This is a genomic window from Sulfitobacter sp. SH24 (genome assembly GCF_965641895.1).
Lineage (GTDB): Bacteria > Pseudomonadota > Alphaproteobacteria > Rhodobacterales > Rhodobacteraceae > Sulfitobacter > Sulfitobacter dubius.
Genome location: NZ_CBFFKK010000001.1, coordinates 1 through 18184, shown reverse-complemented (window position 1 = coordinate 18184; position 18184 = coordinate 1). Strand labels below are relative to the sequence as shown.

Sequence of the window (18184 nt, the reverse complement as noted above, 5' to 3'; positions counted from 1 at the left end):
CAGCATGGGTGCCGGCACCCAAATGATCGTCGCCTTCTTCCTGCTAATGGCCCTGCGCGTGCCCGTGGCCTTCGCGCTTGGTCTTTCGGCCATGTATGCCATGTGGCAGATCGGCTTTGGCTTTGATCTAGCGGGCGATCTGATCGCCACCGGCATCGCGAAATACGCCCTGCTCGCCATCCCCTTCTTCATCCTCGCGGGGACCTTGATGGGCACCCTCGGCATCGCCGAGCGGATGATCCGTTTCTTTCGCATCCTCATCGGCAACCTACCCGGCGGCATGGGTGTCGTCGGCACGGTGGTCTGCCTTTTCTGGGGCGCTGTTTCGGGCTCGGGCCCTGCTTCTGTCGCAGCCATCGGCCCGATGATCATCAAAGGCATGCAAGAAGACGGGTATCCTCGCGCCGCAGCCGCCGCTTTGGTCTGCACGGGCGCGGCCTTCTCGATCGTCATTCCGCCCTCCATCGGCCTCGTGATCTATGGCGTTATTGCCGAGACATCGATCTCCGCGCTCTTTATCGCGGCAATCATCCCCGGACTTTTCATGGGCGTGCTGATGCTGATCATCCTGCCCTTCATCAAATCGACCAACCGGGCAGAGCTGGACAAAATCTCCCCCGCACCGCCCAGCAAGGGCTACTGGCGCGACCTAGGGCAGAGCTTCCGGGAGTCCTTTTGGGGCCTTATGACCCCGGTCGTCATCCTCGGCGGCATCTACTCCGGCATCTTCACCCCGACCGAAGCCGCCCTCGTCGCAACTGTCTACGCCATCGCGGTAGGCGCATTCGCCTACCGCACCCTCACGGTCCGCGCCCTTTGTGACGCCCTAACCGAAGCCGCCGCCTCCTCTGCTGTCGTTATGTTGGTGGTCGCCTATGCCAGTCTATTCGGGTGGGTCGTGACGGTAGAAGATCTCGTCGGCCAATACTCCAACCAATTGCTCGGCCTGTCGGAGAACGGGGGAGTGATCTTGATGGTCATCATGCTGATCCTCCTAATCGCAGGCATGTTCATGGACCCCGTGACGGTCATGTTCATCTCCCTTCCGATTTTCCTGCCGGTGGTGCGCGAACTTGGCTGGGATCCGGTCTGGTTCGGCGTGCTGGTGATGGTGAACCTCGCCATCGGCCTGATCACCCCGCCCGTTGGAATCAATCTCTACGTCGCCGCAAACATCACGCGCCAACCTTTGGAGCATATCGCCCGCGCCGCCTTGCCGTTCCTCGCAATTAGCGTCATCGGCCTCGCCATCGTGGCGGCGGTCCCTGCCCTCTCCCTCTTCCTCCCCGAGGTACTGAAATGAACGATACCGTTGCCCTGATCACCGGTGCCGCCCGCGGCATTGGCCTTGCTACTGCGGCGCTTTTCCACGCCGAAGGCCGCCGCGTTGTCATGCTCGACCGCGATGCGGAAGAGCTGGCAGAGGCCGCGGCCGCCCTCCCCCGCGCGCTCGCAATTACTTGTGACGTTTCGATCCCGCAGCAAGTCGCACAGGCCGTCGCAGAGGTGGAGCAAACTTTCGGGCGCCTCGACATTCTGGTCAACAACGCAGGCGTCGCCGATTTCGGCCCCTTGGCCGAGACCGATTTCGCCCGCTGGCGTCGCGTCATGGAGACCAACCTCGACGGCGTATTTCTGATGTCTCAAGCCTGCCTTGCTCTGCTCTCTGCCCAAGGCGGCTCAATCGTCAACATCGCCTCGATCTCCGGTCTGCGCGCCTCAACGCTGCGGGTCGCCTATGGCACATCCAAAGCCGCGGTGATCCATTTGACCAAACAGCAAGCAGCAGAGCTCGGTGAAGTCGGGATCCGTGCGAACTGTGTTTGCCCCGGGCCGGTGGACACAAAACTCGCGCTAGCGGTTCATTCGCCTGAAATACGCGCAGCCTATCACGACGCGATTCCTCTCAACCGCTACGGCTCCGAGCAAGAGATCGCGCATGTCATATGTTTTCTCGCAAGCGACCGTGCGAGCTATGTCACTGGGCAAGTGGTGGCCTCCGATGGTGGGTTTGAAGCCACAGGCGTAGGCTTGCCCGCACTTCGAGACTGACCGGCTAAGCCCGGTCGGGAACGCCGGAGCTCACTTTTCATATCTTAGTACCCAAAGGTCACGGCATCGACGCGCCTAAGATTGATGCACTCAAAAGATAGCCGTTTTCTCTGCCTACAAGGATCGTCTAGAGCGAGCCCATGACCGTTCTTTCACTTACGTTGTGACGACGTTGGCCAAACAGCCTTAAGTCTCCTCGTAGAAGGCCTTGCCGAAACGATCTTGAAGGAAGGCAGCCTGGGGGGCTGCTATTGCTTTTAGCCGTGCCACGACATGTTCAGGCAGTGGCAACGGTTTCGTCTGGTGGACCCTCTCCTTTGCTTGCGGATACTCAAAAGGAGGTAGGTCACAATGCTGCTCGATCTTGCGCAACGTCCCCAGAGGATCTTTCGCGATTCTCCCATACGGCAAATATAGCAATTGTTCTGGCGCAAACCGTGCGTCCCAACGAGGTACGTTGTTGAGGTAGTCACCTCTCGTCTGAAGCGCTGGCATGTCCAACAAGTCCTCCCACTCCTTTGATGAAGACGGTAACTTTTTCTTGCGGTGCGCATTCATACGCAATTGAGACTTCAGGCGATCTAAGGGGTTGCGAATGATGTAAATCAGCTTTCCACGCGGCAAGAACCGCTTGAAGAAGTCCACCCCCTCGTCTGGAATACAAGAGTACTCTGGGGTGACGTCCAAGCATTTTTGGTCGACCTCAGCTCGAGAGAATATGTACTTATACCACGTGCCATTTAAAATCGGCGCGGTCTGGAGGCGATCAAGGTACTCTAGATAGGTCTCATCGGGCGATACCGTAGTGGCAAAGTGACGGTCTCGGGCCATTTGCAGTCCCTGCCTGACATGCCAAGGTGCCCACCGACGACACTCCGCAATGAACTTGTGGTCAAAGAAGTGCAGCTCTTTGAAGGGCGGGACCCAGATGTCTCTTCTTGTCGCCAAGGTCACATGCAGCCAAGACGTACCTGCCTTCTGCGCCCCGATACATAAGATCTCTGGTTTGCGCCCTTTATTCATATGAAACCACTGATCATATCAGCCTCGAACATGACCAAGGTCAGATCAAATCCCTTCTTTACCAAATCATCACCGGTAAAGTCCGAACGACCGCGCTCAACCATTCTTTTTGAGTATCCGCTGCAATCGATCTTTGATCTTATCTTCTAAGATCGGCGCTGCTGTCACGCCCGATATCCGGCTGAATCGCCGGTAAACAGTAGGACCGAGCTTCAACCGCTCTATAACCTCCATTAGAACCTTTCCAGCTGTCGGCTCTAAAGCCGCTACCCTCATGGACCGCGCAAACATATTGTCGATCATATCGCCTTTCTCCACCCAATAGGTTAGCATTCCATCAAAGAGCTCACCTCCTGATGTAAATCGCTTAAGGGGCGGCCAAGGCCGCTTCGGATAGAAGAGCTTGAGATCACTTTCATGCAGCTTGGCAGTATTGGCGTAGATACTGGCGCTCATGCCGACCGCACGCTCCCCCGAGCTCCGCCCAAAATCCGCGATCGTATCGGCAATCGACACCAGCCACCGCAGAGATAGTTCTGATCGGATCACCTCAAACTGCTCATCCAGAATGCGCCAAAAGAGCGTCAGAGCCTTCTCGCAGTTCGGGTCTCTGCGCAGCACCACAATTGTACAAGCCAGCAGATGCGAAAGACGAGAGGCGCCCGCGAATTCAGGCTGAAGTTTCCGGAAATGTGCGATCAAGTCTTTCGACCGCCCCGCCCAAGGGCCACTGGGAGCGCCTGGAATGATCTCATCGGCAAAAGGCTCAAGTGCACAGTTTGCATCCGGTAGCGCATCGGCAACCGCCGCGACAAAGACCTTTTGATCAGAAAAATAGACAGACCAAAGATCATATATCGTGTCTTCTTTAGGCTTTATAGATTTGAGCTCAGTGATACCCTTCTTACCGACCGTCGTGGGGGTCGCGTAGTTCAATATTCGGTAATCCCGTTCAAAGAGCCGCATGAACCGCGCTACATCCTCAGCGTTCCAAGTCTCTTCATGCTTTTGCCCCCCACGAGAGGCGCGCAAGCGGGGCAACTGTGTGGCCAAACCTAGTCCCGAGCAGAATGCTGCAAAATCCACCTCTAGGGTCTCAAACCTCAGAATGGTATCTGCATAGAAGAGACAATTGAATGGGTGGGTTTGCGGGATAATATGATGTTTGAAGTTCCAAGCTAGGTCTCGGTGACTTCGGTCAAAGCCGACCCATGGGTCCTCAAGCACATCAAGCGCCTTAGAAATTGTAAGGTCAGGCCAGCGCGGCTCAGCATAATAGTCTCCTTCAAGCTTGTTTCCGAACTTGAACATCCGGAACGCTGATAGGAATCGGGCCTTAGGCTCACGCACAACTGCAAGACCAGGTCGTCCGCGAAACCGCTCTGGTACATGCCCAAAATAACGCCCTTCGAGTTTGCCTAAGGCATCCCGCACAGACGTCCCGCCGGTCTTAGGCAGGTGGATAAAAACAATACGCGGATCGCCGATTATGAAGTTTGTCATCTGGTTCCTGACGTACTGTCAAAAGTTTATACATTGACTGCTTTAATCGAAGCCAGAGAAAAAGCCGAGCCAAGTGCTCGGATACGCAACCTGACCACTGCGGACATGGCTGCCCGGCTGCGTCGACGAGCGAGCGGCCAAGCAGCGCCACGATGCTTGGGGCTCGAACACTGCTGCGCTTTTGTTTCCTAGCGGAGGAACCTGCACCCACATCTGGGGCATTGCAGTTCAGCTTCCATCCAGCTTTCGCCATCCGCTTGATAGATACCATGTCCTAGCAACCAGCAAATCGGCCGGAACAACCAAAGCTTTGCGCCACGCCTTCGATCCGGTTCTTTCCATGTTATTCTAGCCAAAAGGACCTCCGCGTCCGTAAGCGCCGGCCCCTATTCCTAGCGACCATATAGACCAACCAAACGAAGCCCCACCCGAGATGGGCGTGGCCTACCCTTACATATCTCGACACAGCCCGACAGTTCGAACGATACGCTCTTTCAGGGCCCGCGCACCAAGCTTGCTTGCTTACGCGCCGAGCGCAAACGCAGCCAAACATGCGATCGCAAAATCTGTCAATCTGCGACTGAGAGGGGGATGGCTAAACACCCGTGCCGGATCGCAGGTTATCTGGCACAAGCGAACCGGTGCGATGGGGACGTTTGAGATCGGGCAAAAGCCGCCCTCCCCCAAATGCCCGCCCATTTTAATCATCCCTTAAACACGTTCGGTTACATTCCCCTTTGGAAAAGCCAGCGCAGCAAAGGTGCCGGCGGCCTCTTCCACAACAACACTTATAATGGAATTTGAACTATGAACTATGTCGTTACGAGCCAAAAATTTAACAATGAGATTTGCACACTGGCCTCGCAGATTGAGGTCCTCAAAGCCAAACGCGATCAGGCGCAGCACAACACCAAAGATTGCCTGACGTCACTGCCGCCTGAGCAGATTGACGCGCTTCATACCACCATCGCGCAGAAGGAGCGCGTAAAGCGCGACCTTGAACTGGCGATGCACTCTAAGCTGGCCACAGCGCTCGGGCAGGTGAACGGCAAGGCATGGGCCAACACCATTTGCGCTGATAGGCTGATTGCTCTCGCCCAAGAGTTCGAAGACCTGTTGGACGCCCATGGCATTAAAGTCAAAAACAGAGCCGGCACCTTGGTGCGGTACCGACCTGGCGGGAAAAAAGCGTCACGCGCACAGATTGGCAGGAGCATAACGACCTTTGTTGTTCTGCGGCGTGTACACGACGGCTGGCGGCTGATCCACGCTCAACGCGATTATTGCTACATCAATCAACGGGCGTTCAGAGACGTCATCGTCCGGCCAGCTGCACATGAGGATATAATCCGCCATGCGACACGGGGCTTCAGAGCCGGGGGTGAGCATTTAACACAGAGCCTGGTGGCATGAGCGATCTGCTTATTAGCCTCCGCAAAGCACAGACGCAGAGCACCGCATGCATTCAACGGGCCGCCAGAGCGCTCTCAGGAACCAGCCGAAGATGTACTATGCGTATGGTCTTACAAAGAAGACCCTCCGCCCACCGGACGGAACGTTGGCATTACGCCCTATGGCCCAGACATTCCCCTTCGGAGGGCGGGCCTTCAAAGCTCGGCGAAGGCAGCATCCCTTTGGAAAGCTCATTCAAATCGCTTTGGGTCAGTTCCCTTCGACAGATCAGTTCAGTGGCGATCCGGTTGAGACCATGCAGGTTGTTTGCGAGCAAATTGCTCACAGCCATGTCTGCATGCTGTAGCTGTGCCTCGATCCTCCGCTGCGTGCTGAGAGGAAGCCGGTCAAAATCCACCTGCCGCGCATCTCGCCAAACCAAGTCCGCGCTCCCGAACGACCAGTTCAGGTCCATCTCCAAAGCCAGGCGGGTTGCCTGTGCAAGATCACTGGCCGCCCCAAGCCCGGCACCGTTGGCCGCCTCGCCCAGCACCAATCTCTCCGCTGCGCGGCCTGCAAGGCACATTCTGAGTTTTGCCTCCGCAAGCTTAGGGGTGATCGTAGGCAGAGGGGCTGGCGTAACCTGCCCACCGCGCGCCGTTACCCAAGCTCCAAGAGGGGTCGGCAAGGGCGACAACAGGGCCGCGATCAGATGTCCCGCCTCATGGACGGCAACCCGGCGCAGTAGAGCCGGATCAAGCGAGGGCGCGATCTCATCTACCGCAGCCTCCAAGTGTCGCTGCGCCAATGCGGCCCGTTCCGCGCGCGCTTTGCCAAGCGCATCACGCGCAATTGCCTCGGCGGTGGCGCCCGGTTCGCCGAGAAGGCGGTCTGCGATTGGGCGCAGGTCCAACTCGGAGTCCTTCTCGAGCTTCAATTTAGCGGCGATAATTGCCAGAAGTCCGGCACGGTTCGGTAGGGGGATCTCCAACTTCACGTCGAACCGCCCGCTCCGGGTGATCGCGGCGTCCACATCTTGCAGATGATTGGTCGCACCGAGCAGGACAAGTCCTTCCACCTGAGCCGCATGGTTGATTTGCTCTAAGAGTCCATTGACCACCCCGCGCAGGTAGCCGTCACTTTGCTTGCCAGAAGCGCGCTCAGAGAAGCTATCGATCTCGTCAATAAACAAAACCGAAGGTGCCTGCTGAGCAGCCCGTTCAAAGGCCGCAGAAAGAGCGGCAAGCATATCGCCCTGATGCCCGTGTCGCTGGCAGTCAGAATATGATGTCGCGACAATCGGAATCCCGGCAGAACCAGCCAATGCATGCGCGAGCATCGTCTTGCCCGTTCCCGGAGGCCCGAACATCAGAACGCTGCGCGTAACCTCTGACCAGACCGCCCTGCCCTCTCGCCAATCTGTAAGGTCTGCCAGCATTTGCTCTAAAGGTCGTACTGCCGCCCCAAGTCCTTTGACGTCCTCCAAAGTGATGGAGAGCCCTCCCCTCTGTGCGGCTGTAATCTGCGAAAGACGATCCGCGACACGAAGGGTCGTCGTCTCTTCGAAGGCCGCAGCAATTTGCAACGGCTCGAGACGCCGCAGCGCGGCCTCGTCTGGCAGCCGTCTGAGCAGCTCATAATCAGCGAGTTGCCGGGTATTGCTATGCGTGCACCGCAGCACTTCGATAACAGCCGCCGGGGAAATTCCAGGCCAGCGGAAGGTTTGATGGACGAGGCTTTGTTGCTCCGGCGAGAGCTGGTTCTTCGCACCGCAGACTGCCACAACAGGCACATGCCGCATCAGACTTTTATCAATCGCCTGCCGGAATTTTGGAACCGATCGCTTCTGGTCCGACGCCACGATGCTTGTCCCGCTTTCATAGACATGGTGCGCCGCCTGCTGGCTCGAGGGGCAAGGCGGCCTCCCCTGCCAATGCGATAGAACTTCGGTCGCAACACTCTCAAGCTGTGAGCGCATCTGACCTGAAGGACAAAGCATTAAGGTGATGCATCCCGGCCGGAAAATCTTCGCCAAAGCCTGCTCGTCTTCGACCATGGCGCACATTAAGATCGTGCCCAGAACAGCGGCGGGCCTGGGATTGATTTCCCAAAGCGGAGAAACCTCCAGGTCAGCACATGCCCAAGGGTCGTCACCAGCAGCAAAACACCGCTCGATCTCGGCAGCGGTCATGGTTTCTGCCGCGGGTGGCCCCTCGAACCCATCGGAGCTACGCCGCATATCATCTTCAAAAACTTGGCGCAGGGGCGGCTGCAAGAGATCAATGGAGGCTTCTCCGTCAGCTTCCTCGTCTCCATAATCATAAAAACGCTCTGCATTCGATCTCCACTCAGACAGGGCGCTCTCGCGCAGCGCAGCAACAGTGGAGCGCGCCAGATTTGCGGAAAATACGCTCGGAAAAAGCGGGGGTTGGTTCAAGAGCTCGGTCATATTCTGCGCTCCCTTCAATTCAATAGCAAAACGGCACAGGGCCGGCAGGGGCTGGGGCCATTTGATCCACCCCAAGCGCGCTTAACGCAGCCACGAAACTCGCGCCGGGCTGACGCCTGAGCCTTTCAATCTCCTCGATCCCGACGACCTGCGCGCGGCGGCGATCTGCGGAAAACTTGACCACGTTCTCTGACAGGCAAACGAGCGCCAGCAGATCATAGTCATTCTCCGCATAGCCGCGCACGCCGCCCGGAGAACGGTGGTATCCGCGCGACACGTTGAAATTGAAGCAGCCAGCCCGCTGACGTGTGGCCGTTTTAACCTGAACGCGAAGAACGCCCTGCTCGAGAAACACGACGCAGTCAAAAGGCAGATGTTCTGCTACGCCGACGCTATGCACCCCGAGGCTCAAGAACACGCTTTCAACGAGCAACTCGCCGGCCCGACCAAACTTCTTGCCGTGATAGCGCAGGGTCTCTGCATCGAGTTTTGGGAACTGAAGCAGGTCTTGATGGGACGCGCTCGAAGGGGCGTGAAACACCTCTTCGAACCCATCCAAAAGGGGTTGGTGGGTCATCCTATCTCTCCTTTGATGGCAATAGATCACCCAACCGGCTGCCATCACGGCGCCGGTCAGGGACAGAAATCTGAGAACGTTGAAGGGTTACGCCTCTGGCGAAAGACCGAGATCGGCTTCCGGGGGCTCTTGGTCTTCAGCCTCTGCGCGCTCTGCCATCTGCTCGAGACAAAGCTCCGCCTCCTCCAGCATGAAGTAAACGCCAGGCGCGGCCGGGTTCTGCATCAGTTTTGCCAGATTAATCCGCGCCGCCTTAAGCTCCATCGGCGAGCTGGCCCAAATGGCGCGGCGGATCACTCCCGCGGCGCGGCACAGCAAACGATCCGTGGGCCGGCGTGTCCGGAAGGTGGCGAGCAACGTGGCTTCCTCCGCCAGGCCTTCCCAGACGGCATCGGCCTCATGGTGCCAATCAAAACCGCTCGGCCAATCGGAATCGTCAAAGAAAACCTCTTCTTCAAGCGTCGACTGCAGGTTGCTGATCAAGCGCTCGAACATCAAAGATTGCGGCGAGGCTTTAGAAGTTTCGCCTGTCGCTCGTTCAATGTGATCGTTAAAATAGTCCTTAGGCATAATGATCTCCTGTTTAGATCGTTGTGTTTAGAGCAAGGCAAGGGTTGCCGCCCTTGTCTTGCTCGCCTCATTATGATACCATTATATCAATAAGTCAACTCCAAATGAGAGAAACTGTTGTAAAATGGTAAAAAAAGGCCGCCCTCCCGTCGATTCATCCGGCATTATGCTCAGGCTCCATAACGATATCATAAAAAAGATAGACGACCTTCGGAAAGAAGAGGACGACTTGCCCACACGGCCTGAAATGATCCGCCGAATGATCAAAGACTGGATCGAGAACAACGAAAATATGAAATAAGACTATGATCCCCAGAAATATGAAACTGGCCCCTGTGTGAGCCTCGGGCGGGGTCAAAAGATCAGGCTGCGATCACGTCGCTAGCTGACATCTGGAGGCTTCTCCTCCGGTTCTGGCCCCGCCCCAGAGGGGTCAGAACCGGGCGACGGGTGCTGCGCCCCGTCACGGGCCCTGTAACGGTCAATGACCTGATGGGCTTCTCGGCCAAAACCACGCAGCCGCCGGAGCGCGTCTTCGTGATGCCCTGCACCCTGTGGCTTTTTGCGGCTCACCCCCTCATCGAGCGCCCATGGGGGCGTTGGCAGCTGCGCCCGAGCATTCTGAGGCGCGCTAAGCTGCAAACCTCTGACAAGCAGGTTGGTCAAGCTATACCCCTGCCCCAAGCTGCGCGCGCCGTACGACCGCCCCTGGAAACCGAACAGAACATAGCCCGCGCCATCTGCGGCCTGTTCAAGCATCATCTCGATGCCAGCCTCTGCCAGAACTGTTCTCAATTGTGCCGCGTCAATCTCTTCAGCGAGTGCGTCATCAATCGACTGGCGTATGAAGTCTTTGTGAGACCTCCCATCCCTTCTGACCGCGTGAACCTCCTTCAGCGTGCGCGCGCGCTGATGCGGCACTCCTCGGGCCCGATCTACCAGATGCGATGAGCGCGTGGGCGCGAGCCCGAATTGGGTTTCGATTGTGCGCAGCAGCAGCTCGCTGCGCCGGTAGTCAAAAGTGTCAGAGACTGCTGTACCGTCGAGGCGGATACGGGAACCGATGATATGGATATGAGCGTCATGAAGTACGATCATATAATTCTCGATTCCCATGCCCTCGCACCAAGCCCGGCCGATCGCAGCCCAGCCAGAGCGCGACAGTTCTCGGTCGTTTGGCGGCACGGAAATCGACACATGGTAAAGATGGCGCCTAAGTCTCGGTCGCAGTTTGGCAACCTCGCCGAGGAACTTAATCGCCGTGTCGGGCCTCTTGCCGATCGTGCTACCAATGACGGCAACCTGGCCCCGTTCCCGTCCGGCATGATCAACGGGACCGACGATGTAGCGAACCGTCGGTCCCGGGCCGCGCGGGCGAGAGATTTTAGCAATCGCCATCGTCAGCTCCGCCCTTAAGGATGGCAAGCCGTACGGCATGCAGATCATCCTCCATCCCACCCAGAAACTTAATGACTTCCCCCCGCTTAAGCGTGCCATGCGTCGCGACGTGCTGGATAAAATCACTGACGACAACACCCATCCGGCTCAGCCGCGCGAGGGCTTGCTTCTCAGCCGATCGCAATGGCGGACGTGATTTCTTGCCCAGTACATGCTTCCGAATGTAATCAGAAAGCGACCTGCCCGCCGCACGCTTCGTGAGCGCGTCTCGTTCAGATTGTGTTACGCGAACCGTAAAGTGCTTTACTTTCTTATCTTTTTTTCTGCTCATATTTCACCTCTTGTTTAGAGGCGCGATCCGAACAAACGTGTTACATCAACATTGCTTGCCCGCCAAAATCGGCCTCAAAGAAGCAAGTGGTCGGGAAACCTTAAAATCGCGGAAAAAGAACGCAAGAAGGTCTGCAGTGAACCCAAAAGCTGCAGGGCAAGGCCTCATCTTACGTCGATAACGCCTGCTGTATGAACCGCCTGCGAAACCCAATTGGTCCGTGGGTTGAAGGAGGTTACGCGCACGAAACCTCCGAGCGCATTCAATTCGAATGCCGCAGCCCCCAGGGCGCAGCGCCAAAGCCCAACCAATGATCAGGCGCGTATTCTGCGATCGCATCTGTTAAGAATGCCATCAGCAATTTGATCAGCACCGGCACTTCAAGGTGAACAACGCGATGAGCGCCCATTTCTGAGCCGCGACGTGTTCGGCCGTTTCCAAAGCAGAATTGTTGTCTGCCTTTGCCCAGGCCCCCTAGCCCGCGACAATCACTATGCTCTTTTCACTCATACCACGCTCCCCTGGCTCGGTCGGTTAAGGAATGCTAAGCGAACAGAGGCATTATCCTTGCCATGACATGATATGTTATAACACCATCGGGAAAGGTCGCAGTATGCAGTTTCGTCAGATATTAGCGTTTCGCAGTGTCATGAACGCTTCAATACCTTGCTAAAGCTGCGCCTTTGGAATGGCTGAGAAGTCCCGCTATAAGAGCAACTCGACTTTCCCATCTAAGGCGGTCATCTGCGCTTCACCTGCCGGAAGGCCCATCCTCAGAAGAGGTTCTGGACACCGTTTTCCCCCTTTGAACCTGCCTTTCTCGGCTCAGCCAGCGTATCCCGGGCCGACCTCAACTCGGCATCCTTGTTCTTTTCGGGATGCCCATTTAGGCGTTCTCAAATATCCTTTGCCAGTTCGGGACGCCCCTCAATTAGCTTATAGAGGGTCCAGCCCTAAGGCGCGAGGAACTCGCTTCGGGGTAGAGCACGGCGCCCTCAAGAGCCTCCGGTACGCAAGCGAACTGCCGGATATAGGTCCTCTTTTGTTTTAGGGCTGAGGCATGGAGTGATGGGACTGCCTCTGTCGCATCGATGCCCTCGTCGCGTGCATAGGACAGTGCAAACCGCGCCATTTCGCCAAAGGATAGATCTTTTCGGATCAGGTTCTCGTCGACCATTTTGCGATAGAGGCCAACAAGCGGTTCCCCGCGGGTGGCCATCGCGGCGGGGATACGGCTGTACCGTCGGCCAATAGCCGCCGATAATCCTGAGAAGGCTCAAAGCCATTCTCTGTTTTCTCTACCTGGATCGGGTTTGAGAGCTCAACTATCTTGATAGAGTCCTTCAACTCATCCAATCAATGTCCAAATTGCAAGATCTGTCACGCGTCACGAACACCCTGCCCGTACGAACTCATCCGCTTCGAAAACCAGCGCCCGGGCCCCGTCCTTGTCCATCGCGATTTCCAACTGCCAGGAACCGCATAGTTCTCTACAGAAAATTCATCTTGGCGGTCGTATTCCTTCTCGAGCACCCGGTAATCGGCAAGCAGCTTGGCATGCGCCGCGCTTTCGACATCTTTCTTTGGATCTTCGCTCTGCCTGCGCAAACCGCCGCTTTAGGCATAGGAAAGGTCAGGCGAGTTCTCGGCAATCTCCAACCTTTGGTCACGATCGCTTCGGCTTTAGACTGAAGCTTGTCGGCGATCAGACGATCGAGCAGGGCAGGGGCCAGACAGCGAGTTTCAGGCGCTGTCTTACCACCAGCGGAGTGACAAAGAACGCGGCCTCTTTCTCTTCAGCGCCCTTACCCTTCTCCCGAAGCACCACGAAGGTGCGGAACTGATCGATCGGATGCAAAGCAGCGCACTGCATGTTCTCCGTAGGCGAGTCGGCTCAGCAAGCATGGTGGACTTAGCATCCCGAACCATGCAGGAAATGAGCGTGATCTTGGGCCAGGTGTTTCTGCTTCAGCAGCAGAGACATGGCCTGGAAGTGTCTGCAGTCGGCTGGAAGGCCTAACTCGCTTTAGAGACAACACATGTCAGAACGAGCTGGACGCTCAAGCCCTGCAAAAATTTGTGGTGGGAGGTGAATTTGCCCAGTTCCTCTGCGGAGGGGCCTCATTTTTAACTGGCTCAGCACAAGCAGGCCGAAGAGAATGCCTCATGACGGGAGACAGGATCTATCAGGGAGACCTCGCCATCTGATCTTTTCCACGATGTGCGTGGGAAGTCACTCCTACGATCTCACTACGCGCAACCCTTTTCACAGTCCATCTCTACCTCCCAGCATGTCCACCGCGTTGGACATTACCCAGTAGCTGAATCAGAACGAGAGAGCCTTTCCAGTAACACTGATAGATTGAAGCCAGTTTTTCTGCGACCGAAAGTGATGCTGTGGAAATACGCTCCAAAATCTCGGATGCGGTCGCTCATTTGGAGAATTATGAAGATCGCACATGATGCTTGTTGAGCACCAATCTTGGTATTGTCACGTTAACTCGCCGAGATTGCAAGTTGGCATGCCGATCGTTGATTAGGCGACGTTTGCCGCAGATTTCCACGCCTCGAATGCTTTTAGCCGATGGTAACGGATAGTAAGAGCGGAACGACAACGGGCTGGTACGGAGAAGGAATTACGGGCTGCAGATTGCATCGAGACGAAGCGTTGTAAGCTATCAGGCGATCGGAAACCCTGCATCACCTGCTCTCGTTTTCGAAAAGGGAGATGGCTGTTTTCTGCACGGTTATTGCAGCCCCTTGTGGGACCAATGATCAAGGCCGGGCCCGACTTCACGTTTTGCGGCGCCATAGGATCGCAATTTGTCCGTAATGATCCTTTTGGGCACGAAGCTCCAACGTTTCATTTGCTTGATCAAAAGCCGCTTTGCGGCGCGCTTTTCTCGCCTCGGTTGGAGGATTTCCTTAAGAGCGACAAAGTGTTAGTCGACGGCGCGCCAGAGCCAGTATGACTGGCTCGCGATCTTCACGACGACTTTGTCCAGGTGCCAGACATCGCCGGGGCGCGGCTGCCGTCGCCGTAGAACGTGGGCGACCAGCGGGCTGAACTTGACGGTCCGGCGCCGGATCGTTTCATGCGAAACGTCCACGTCACGTTCCAGCATCAACTCCTCGACCTCGCGCAGGATCAAGTTGAACCGGGCGTAGAGCCAGACAACATGAGCAATGATCTGAGGTGGAAGCCGATGGCGCTTGTAGCTGATTTTCAATGCCTGCATCGACACCGCCTACGCCCAGATCAATGCACCAGCAACCTAAGGCTCGGTAACGTGACAACACCCGGTGAAGGCCAAGGACTGATCACCAAGATCGGCAGCCGCCTTGATAGCATCCGCAAACTGCGTCTTAGTGCGGAACATCCATCCACCAGCCACCTGTGCCAACTCATAGGGACGGCCGACCAGCGCGGTTTGGATGTCCTCGATCAGCAACTCGACCGAAGCCCCCTGCCCGACCACACGTGCAAGATCCTCGCGTCCAACCGGCGAGGCGCTCGCAAGAAGTACCGCCTCGATCCGCCCCATCCATTCGCGCCAGCGCAACTCCGGCGGGAGATCACTGAGTTCCCGGTCAAAGCCGGCATTGCGCTCATCTGTCGAATTCTCTTTCCTGGTCGCAGTCGTCATGGCGCAATCCCTTAAAGTCGGAACGTAGGCCGCCCGGTAAGCTCATGTGCTACACCTAGTTCGACCAGCCGATCACAGAACCGCCGCGCGGCGCGATCGGTCATCAGGATCGAGGTCCCGCGAACTCTTGGAGAGAGCAAATACGCCGGGGCCACTGCATCCTCGGTCAAGAACAGCTCGACCGCCGCATCCGACCCTTTGGCCCGTAACTTTGGCGACCCGGTGCGAAGCGCTTCCGCCCGACGGGCGAGGTCCCGTGCCATTCGGATTGTATCCTCGATGCTTTTCAAGAGCCGCGCTTGCACTACCAGCTCTGCCCCCTGCCCTTCCGCGGTCAGGTCGCGTAGTACCGCCTTCGTCAGATGCTGGGCCGAAACCGGTAGCACCTCCTTTCAATTCAGAGCCCGCGCTAGGACAAAGTCCGAGAGCAGGCAAGCGACCCGCTCTGCCCGATCATCAGCGCTAAGCACAGCGCGTAGGACCGCCACGCAACCCGCCAGTGGCCACGGCTTCCGGAATGTTCTTGCCCCGCATTCAACCAGACACCCATCTCGCCCGCGTACTCCACTCCAACCAGATCGCCGATCGCCCGGGTCCTTCTCGGACGAAGCCGTCCTCCATCGCGCCAGAAAGCTAACAGATCGCCATCCGGGCCCCGCGCCGCGCCGGGAGGTGTCAGATGGAACGCGTCGCGAATATCAGCCTCCCGCGCCAAGCGGCCCTCCAATTTCGAGGTTGCCAGCGCTGCCTTCAGCGCCAGCCGGTTGGCCAAAAGTTTTATCGGCAAGATATTCCTCTGGTCGCCGATCAATTGATCCAGAACCGCCAGCGCCGCCCCGGACCGAAAGGCCACAGTTTCGAGGGTTTCCACACGTCCAGAGGCGACCCAGCCCGGCAGCCGCGGTAGGGTACTTAGGTCGTTCGAAATGGCGGCGCGCTGATGTATCATGCCGAAATTAGTAGTTGATCACGGCGCTTTCGTCCACAAAATGCTGTGTAAAACGCCCCACCTTGTTGTGCACAGCTATGTCCAATAAGTTTACATTATCGGACGCTATGAGATACTGTCGCAGCACAGTCTCAATACTACTGAGTTTTCGGGGGAAACATGGCCACAGAGGACAAGAAGTTAAGCTCAGCACGCGCTAGTACCTCCGATGATGCTCAGGTTGACGGAGAGCTATCAAGAGAAAAGTGATGGCATCACCCTGCCCTCGCATGTGGCTGGCTCAGGCACCCTCGATCAGCTGGTAGAAACCGCACGCGGCTATGCAAAGCAGGCGGCCTCTGAGAACACCCTGACTGCCTATGCAAAATACTGGGCGCACTTTGCCCGCTGGTGCAGATTGAAGGGAACGGAGCCCTTGCCGCCTTCACCCGAGATAATCGGGCTCTACCTCGCCAACTTGGCGGCACCCACGGGAAAGGCCCCTGCCCTCTCAGTCTCGACCATCGAGCGCCGTCTATCTGGCCTTAGCTGGAACTACAAGCAACGCGGCTTCAACCTCGATCGTAAGAACCGGCATATCGCCACAGTGGTGGTCGGTATCAAACGCAAACACGCCCGTCCGCCAGTGCAGAAGGAGGCGATTCTTGCCGGGGACATTCGGGCGATGGTGGCCACCTTGCCCTACGACCTGCGCGGTCTGCGAGACCGAGCCATCCTGCTGATCGGTTATGCAGGCGGTCTGCGTCGGTCGGAAATTATCAGCCTCGACGCTCACAAGGATGACACCCCGGATTCACTTGGCTGGATCGAGATCCTAAATGATGGAGCGCTTCTTACATTGAACGCAAAAAACGGTTGGCGCGAGGTCGAGATCGGCCGCGGATCGTCGGACCAGACTTGCCCGGTTCATGCGCTGGAGAATTGGCTGCATTTTGCCAAGATCAACTTCGGTCCAATTTTTGTCAGAACGTCGCGCGATGGCAAAAAGGCGCTGGAGGCCCGGCTGACGGATAAGCATGTCGCTCGGCTCATCAAGCAGACAGTTCAGAGAGCAGGTATCCGTTCGGACCTTCCCGAAAAAGACCGCCTGGCCCTGTTTTCCGGTCATTCGCTGCGTGCCGGCCTTGCCAGTTCGGCAGAGGTTGATGAACGCTATGTCCAGAAGCAGCTCGGACACGCTTCGGCCGAAATGACCCGACGCTATCAACGCCGGCGCGACCGGTTCCGAGTAAACCTGACGAAGGCAGCCGGCTTATGACGCGGATCAACAGTCTTCGGACCTCAAAGCCGAAAGCGAAGCAAGATGGCGAGGTAGATCGCTGCGGGAATGGAGGATATCCACGATGATGACCTCGTCCGATCGATCCAGAAAGACCAAGAAATGCTCCCCTGCCCGTATGAACCGTAGGTCTTCGACATCATCGACGAGAACTGCGCAACTCTGACTATGGGCTTGGCCATTCATTATACTTTCACAGCGGTTGAGCAACTCGGCCTCGTAAAGCTCTGCTTGGCGCAGCCCGAAAGTTTCAATCGTCCATCTGGCGATTTCCGTGAGGCTGGCTTCCGCCCGACGGGTCAGCCGAAAGGGTCGGCTCATGAACGGGCGCGCGCGGTCGCAAAGGCCCTACGGATCGCGTCTTTGCCGCTGCCCTCAGCAAGTTCACTCGCCTTCGCCTGCGCGAGACCTTCGAGAAGCACTTGGCGGACGCCCGTGATCTGCGCCTCTTCCTGCTCAAGCAGCCTCAGGCCAGCGCGCATGGCTTCACTCGCATTCTGGTAGCGCCCGGACGCCACCAGTGCTTGAACCAGATGGTCTTGGGTTTCGGTCAGGACAACGTTGCGTGTCACCATGGGTCGGGCCTCCTTTATTGGCAATATATGCCAATTCTAAGTTTCGGTCAACGGAGGCCGATCTTGGGCAAAGAACTGCCGTCATGTAACCTCTTCTCCCGTCGCTATCTCATTTATGCGCCCCCTGCCCCGCGCTGAAGACGATCGGATGGAGTCGCCTCGCGTCTGCGGAAAAATAACGGCGGAATTACCATGTAAAAATTTCTGTGGCTCATCTTTGTATTTCAGCTTCCCTCACCGATCTATGCGGATGCCTTTATTGCAAGTTGGAATATCGAACATCTCGGATGAGATGACGGAAAGGATTTGACCGCGGTCGCAAAGGCCGCGAGCCGATTTGACTTGATCGCAGTTCAGAAAGTCATGAGTGAAGAAGGCGCGGCTCAGCTGATCCAGGCGCTCGAGGCTAGAACAGGCGTTCGATGGGACACTCTGTTAT

General features: G+C 57.0%; 16 protein-coding genes and 2 pseudogenes. 4 read left to right on the top strand and 14 right to left on the bottom strand.

The window, feature by feature from the left end; translation table 11 throughout:
- Positions 1-4 precede the first annotated feature (4 nt).
- Complete coding sequence (locus ACSQ16_RS00090) at positions 5-1303, top strand: TRAP transporter large permease (RefSeq protein ID WP_435988438.1); 1299 nt, start codon at positions 5-7, stop codon at positions 1301-1303.
- A complete protein-coding gene (locus tag ACSQ16_RS00085) occupies positions 1300-2052 on the top strand; it encodes an SDR family NAD(P)-dependent oxidoreductase (RefSeq protein ID WP_435988274.1) in 753 nt (250 codons plus the stop codon). The genes ACSQ16_RS00090 and ACSQ16_RS00085 overlap by 4 nt, the downstream gene beginning before the upstream one ends.
- Before the next feature lie 186 nt (positions 2053-2238).
- Here ACSQ16_RS00085 and ACSQ16_RS00080 read toward each other — a convergent pair whose 3' ends face one another.
- Both ACSQ16_RS00080 and ACSQ16_RS00075 read right to left on the bottom strand, forming a co-directional pair.
- Positions 2239-3075, bottom strand: a complete 837-nt coding sequence (locus ACSQ16_RS00080) for a sulfotransferase family protein (RefSeq protein ID WP_435988273.1) — start codon at positions 3073-3075, stop codon at positions 2239-2241.
- Between the two features lie 96 nt (positions 3076-3171).
- Entirely contained in the window at positions 3172-4578 is a 1407-nt protein-coding gene (locus ACSQ16_RS00075) for a sulfotransferase family 2 domain-containing protein (protein ID WP_435988272.1), read from the bottom strand.
- An 807-nt stretch (positions 4579-5385) separates the two neighbouring features.
- Between ACSQ16_RS00075 and ACSQ16_RS00070 the strand changes: the two genes are divergently transcribed.
- The gene (locus tag ACSQ16_RS00070; RefSeq protein ID WP_435988271.1) at positions 5386-5991 is read left to right on the top strand and encodes a hypothetical protein; all 606 of its coding nucleotides are present in this window, start codon (positions 5386-5388) and stop codon (positions 5989-5991) included.
- Positions 5992-6142: 151 nt separating this feature from the next.
- Here ACSQ16_RS00070 and ACSQ16_RS00065 read toward each other — a convergent pair whose 3' ends face one another.
- The 10 genes and pseudogenes from ACSQ16_RS00065 to ACSQ16_RS00020 form a co-directional block, all read right to left on the bottom strand.
- On the bottom strand, positions 6143-8419 hold the full coding sequence (locus tag ACSQ16_RS00065; RefSeq protein ID WP_435988270.1) for an AAA family ATPase: 2277 nt from the start codon (positions 8417-8419) through the stop codon (positions 6143-6145).
- Positions 8420-8438: 19 nt separating this feature from the next.
- Complete coding sequence (locus ACSQ16_RS00060) at positions 8439-8996, bottom strand: group I intron-associated PD-(D/E)XK endonuclease (protein WP_435988269.1); 558 nt, start codon at positions 8994-8996, stop codon at positions 8439-8441.
- A gap of 87 nt (positions 8997-9083) precedes the next feature.
- A complete protein-coding gene (locus ACSQ16_RS00055; RefSeq protein WP_435988268.1) occupies positions 9084-9566 on the bottom strand; it encodes a hypothetical protein in 483 nt (160 codons plus the stop codon).
- Positions 9567-9947: 381 nt separating this feature from the next.
- Positions 9948-10964, bottom strand: a complete 1017-nt coding sequence (locus ACSQ16_RS00050; RefSeq protein ID WP_435988267.1) for a relaxase/mobilization nuclease domain-containing protein — start codon at positions 10962-10964, stop codon at positions 9948-9950.
- Positions 10951-11295, bottom strand: coding sequence for a plasmid mobilization protein (locus ACSQ16_RS00045; protein WP_243263365.1), 345 nt, complete (start codon positions 11293-11295; stop codon positions 10951-10953). Before ACSQ16_RS00045 ends, ACSQ16_RS00050 begins: the two co-directional genes overlap by 14 nt.
- 1705 nt (positions 11296-13000) lie before the next feature.
- Complete coding sequence (locus ACSQ16_RS00040; protein WP_435988266.1) at positions 13001-13168, bottom strand: hypothetical protein; 168 nt, start codon at positions 13166-13168, stop codon at positions 13001-13003.
- Between the two features lie 663 nt (positions 13169-13831).
- Positions 13832-14534: pseudogene (locus tag ACSQ16_RS00035) on the bottom strand (IS6 family transposase).
- 72 nt (positions 14535-14606) lie between these two features.
- Positions 14607-14942, bottom strand: a pseudogene (locus ACSQ16_RS00030) (SMC-Scp complex subunit ScpB); the annotation flags it as partial.
- An 11-nt stretch (positions 14943-14953) separates the two neighbouring features.
- Positions 14954-15328: a DUF1403 family protein gene (locus ACSQ16_RS00025; protein WP_435988265.1), complete on the bottom strand. Its 375-nt coding sequence runs from the start codon at positions 15326-15328 to the stop codon at positions 14954-14956.
- 23 nt (positions 15329-15351) lie between these two features.
- Positions 15352-15891 carry a DUF1403 family protein gene (locus ACSQ16_RS00020; protein WP_435988264.1) on the bottom strand — a complete coding sequence of 180 codons (540 nt, stop codon included), beginning with the start codon at positions 15889-15891 and terminating at the stop codon, positions 15352-15354.
- A gap of 208 nt (positions 15892-16099) precedes the next feature.
- Between ACSQ16_RS00020 and ACSQ16_RS00015 the strand changes: the two genes are divergently transcribed.
- On the top strand, positions 16100-17149 hold the full coding sequence (locus ACSQ16_RS00015; RefSeq protein WP_435988263.1) for a tyrosine-type recombinase/integrase: 1050 nt from the start codon (positions 16100-16102) through the stop codon (positions 17147-17149).
- Positions 17150-17155: 6 nt separating this feature from the next.
- Here ACSQ16_RS00015 and ACSQ16_RS00010 read toward each other — a convergent pair whose 3' ends face one another.
- The gene (locus tag ACSQ16_RS00010; protein WP_435988262.1) at positions 17156-17491 is read right to left on the bottom strand and encodes a type II toxin-antitoxin system RelE/ParE family toxin; all 336 of its coding nucleotides are present in this window, start codon (positions 17489-17491) and stop codon (positions 17156-17158) included.
- Positions 17488-17745, bottom strand: coding sequence for a type II toxin-antitoxin system ParD family antitoxin (locus ACSQ16_RS00005; RefSeq protein ID WP_435988261.1), 258 nt, complete (start codon positions 17743-17745; stop codon positions 17488-17490). Before ACSQ16_RS00005 ends, ACSQ16_RS00010 begins: the two co-directional genes overlap by 4 nt.
- Positions 17746-18184: the final 439 nt, after the last annotated feature.

Excerpts from the sequence above, each read along its gene's own strand:
- ACSQ16_RS00090 (WP_435988438.1), top strand. The coding sequence starts at position 5 with ATGGGTGCCGGCACCCAAATGATCGTCGCCTTCTTCCTGCTAATGGCC.
- ACSQ16_RS00085 (WP_435988274.1), top strand. The coding sequence starts at position 1,300 with ATGAACGATACCGTTGCCCTGATCACCGGTGCCGCCCGCGGCATTGGC.
- ACSQ16_RS00080 (WP_435988273.1), bottom strand. The coding sequence starts at position 3,075 with ATGAATAAAGGGCGCAAACCAGAGATCTTATGTATCGGGGCGCAGAAG.
- ACSQ16_RS00075 (WP_435988272.1), bottom strand. The coding sequence starts at position 4,578 with ATGACAAACTTCATAATCGGCGATCCGCGTATTGTTTTTATCCACCTG.
- ACSQ16_RS00070 (WP_435988271.1), top strand. The coding sequence starts at position 5,386 with ATGAACTATGTCGTTACGAGCCAAAAATTTAACAATGAGATTTGCACA.
- ACSQ16_RS00065 (WP_435988270.1), bottom strand. The coding sequence starts at position 8,419 with ATGACCGAGCTCTTGAACCAACCCCCGCTTTTTCCGAGCGTATTTTCC.
- ACSQ16_RS00060 (WP_435988269.1), bottom strand. The coding sequence starts at position 8,996 with ATGACCCACCAACCCCTTTTGGATGGGTTCGAAGAGGTGTTTCACGCC.
- ACSQ16_RS00055 (WP_435988268.1), bottom strand. The coding sequence starts at position 9,566 with ATGCCTAAGGACTATTTTAACGATCACATTGAACGAGCGACAGGCGAA.
- ACSQ16_RS00050 (WP_435988267.1), bottom strand. The coding sequence starts at position 10,964 with ATGGCGATTGCTAAAATCTCTCGCCCGCGCGGCCCGGGACCGACGGTT.
- ACSQ16_RS00045 (WP_243263365.1), bottom strand. The coding sequence starts at position 11,295 with ATGAGCAGAAAAAAAGATAAGAAAGTAAAGCACTTTACGGTTCGCGTA.
- ACSQ16_RS00040 (WP_435988266.1), bottom strand. The coding sequence starts at position 13,168 with ATGCAGTGCGCTGCTTTGCATCCGATCGATCAGTTCCGCACCTTCGTG.
- ACSQ16_RS00020 (WP_435988264.1), bottom strand. The coding sequence starts at position 15,891 with ATGATACATCAGCGCGCCGCCATTTCGAACGACCTAAGTACCCTACCG.
- ACSQ16_RS00015 (WP_435988263.1), top strand. The coding sequence starts at position 16,100 with ATGATGCTCAGGTTGACGGAGAGCTATCAAGAGAAAAGTGATGGCATC.
- ACSQ16_RS00010 (WP_435988262.1), bottom strand. The coding sequence starts at position 17,491 with ATGAGCCGACCCTTTCGGCTGACCCGTCGGGCGGAAGCCAGCCTCACG.
- ACSQ16_RS00005 (WP_435988261.1), bottom strand. The coding sequence starts at position 17,745 with ATGGTGACACGCAACGTTGTCCTGACCGAAACCCAAGACCATCTGGTT.